Genomic DNA, 1236 nt, shown 5'->3' with positions numbered 1-1236 from the left:
GGAAAGCTACCTCGCCGGCCTTCACCTTCGCGGCGCAATGATCTGGATCAAGGACCTCACCCGAACCCATTGATCACGACCGAATACGCGTCCTAACACCGTCACCACCGACATCCCCCTTCCCTCCGGCAGCGATCCGCGGTTCATCGCGACCACGCCGGACAGCCTCCACGCCTACGTCACCGAGCTCGGGCTCGGCCAGGTGCAGGTGATCGACACCACCAGCAACACCATCACCGCCACCGTCACCGGCTTCACCTCGCCTTCGGGCATCGCGATCACCCCGGACGGCCTGCACGCCTACGTCGACGACTTCTCCGCGAACACCGTGTCGGTGGTCGACACCACCAGCAACACCGTGGTGGGCTCCCCCATCCCGGTAGGCAACAACCCGTACGGCAACGCGATCACCCCGGACGGCCACCAGGTCTACGTCGGCAACGTCAGCGACGCCACCGTGTCGGTGATCGACACCACCACCAACACCGTCAGCACCACCGTCACCGTCGGCTCCAGCCCCTACAAGCTCGGGATGAACCCCGACGGCAAGCACGTCTACGTCGGCAACTTCTCCTCGAACAACGTGTCGGTGATCGACACCACCACCAACACGGTCACCGACACCTTCACCGTCACCGGGCCGTTCGGTATCGCGATCACCCCGGTCCCCGCGGCGCCCACCGTGACCACCACGTTGACGGGCTCCCCGACCCCGTCGCTTTTCGGGCACCCGGTCACGCTCACCGACACTGTCTGCCCCAACGGCGGCTCTAACCCCACCCCGACCGGCACTGTCACCTTCACCGACGGCGGCGCCACCCTGGGCACCGCACCACTGACCCCCGGCGGAGGCGACCACTGCGCCCAGGCGCAGCTGACCTGGTCGAATCTGCTGCCCGGCAGTCACACCCTGACCGCCCAGTACAGCGGCGACGCCACCTATCCGGCCCCCGCCGCGGAGAGCGCCACCCAGACGGTCAACTGCGCGCGCACCGTCACCGGTTCCGTGGCCAGCGTCGTCGCCACCGGTGAGAGCACCTGCGTCCTCGACGCCACCGTCCGCGGCAGCGTCTCGGCCGGGGCGGGCACCGCCCTGTTCATCGGCAACTCCACCGTCCAGGGCAGCGTTTCTTCCTTTGGTTCCACCCTGGTCGGGGTGTGCGGCACCACCGTCAACGGCTCCCTGGCCGTCACCGGGGCGAGCAGGTTCGTCGTCATCGGCGATCCCGGTGACGA

At 68.0% G+C, this 1236-nt stretch carries 1 protein-coding gene; it reads left to right on the top strand.

Translation table 11 applies throughout. The annotated features are described in order from the left end of the window. Positions 1 to 112 precede the first annotated feature (112 nt). Positions 113 to 1236: Ig-like domain repeat protein (locus tag ACWCXH_RS39940; RefSeq protein WP_449806422.1), on the top strand; the 1124-nt coding region annotated here is incomplete at its 3' end.

Source organism: Kitasatospora sp. NPDC001660, assembly GCF_053596725.1.
The sequence above is the reverse complement of the archived record's forward strand: the minus strand, read 5'-3'. Positions and strand labels throughout refer to the sequence as shown.